This window comes from Luteibacter yeojuensis (assembly GCF_000964085.1).
Classification (GTDB): Bacteria; Pseudomonadota; Gammaproteobacteria; order Xanthomonadales; family Rhodanobacteraceae; genus Luteibacter; species Luteibacter yeojuensis_A.
Genome location: NZ_JZRB01000113.1, coordinates 1 through 764 on the forward strand (window position 1 = coordinate 1; position 764 = coordinate 764).

Genomic DNA, 764 nt, shown 5'->3' on the forward strand with positions numbered 1-764 from the left:
CGCAAGCGCGCTCCTACATGGTTTCGTTGTGTTGCACCTTAACGGGGCAAGACCTTGTGGCTTATTGCCCGAACTTGATCTCTTCGCCTTCGTGGCCGCGATCCCAGCCGCGCAATTCATCGCGGATGTGGGCGATGCGCTGGCGGCCCAGGGCGTTGCGCTCCTCATCGAGCACCAGGCCATCGAGCAGTTCGGCGAGGCGCTGCGCGGTGGGCAGCATGGCGTCCCACGCATCGAGCGCGGTGACGGGGCCCGGCAGGGCCATGAAGAACGACAGACCCGGCGTCTGCAAGGTGGCGATGCGGGCCATGTCGAAATTGCCCGGCTTCACCAGGTTCGCGACGCTGAAAATGGGCCCCTTCTCCGGATGGCCATCGACCAGCCGGTGGTAGATGCCCATGTCACCGAATTCGAGGCCGGCCTTTTCGGCCGCCACGACCAGGTCGGAACCCTGGAAGCGCTGGCCCTCGCGGGAAACCACGTAGAGGCTGATGATCCGTTCCACGGGTGCATTGCCGGGGCGGCGGCCGAGGTCGGAGCGCGGCGGCGCCTTGGCGGGCGCGGGGGCCGCGGCGCGCGCGGGGGGCGGTGCAGGCGCGGGAACCGGTGAAGGCGCGGGGGCCGCCGGCGGCGTGGGCGCGGGTGCGGCCTGGCGTGGCGTGGCCGGCTCGTCGAGTTCGAACGGCAGGTCGAGGTCGATGCGCGGCTCGGTGCGCTGCGGGGGCCGCGGCGACGGGGCGGGTGCGGCCGGCTCGGCGGGCGCC

The 764-nt window shown here is 71.5% G+C and carries 1 protein-coding gene; it reads right to left on the reverse strand.

Annotation, left to right across the window (positions count from 1 at the left end; all coding sequences use genetic code 11):
• Positions 1-61 precede the first annotated feature (61 nt).
• Positions 62-764: cell division protein ZipA (gene zipA, locus VI08_RS20450; RefSeq protein WP_084621648.1), on the reverse strand; the 703-nt coding region annotated here is incomplete at its 5' end.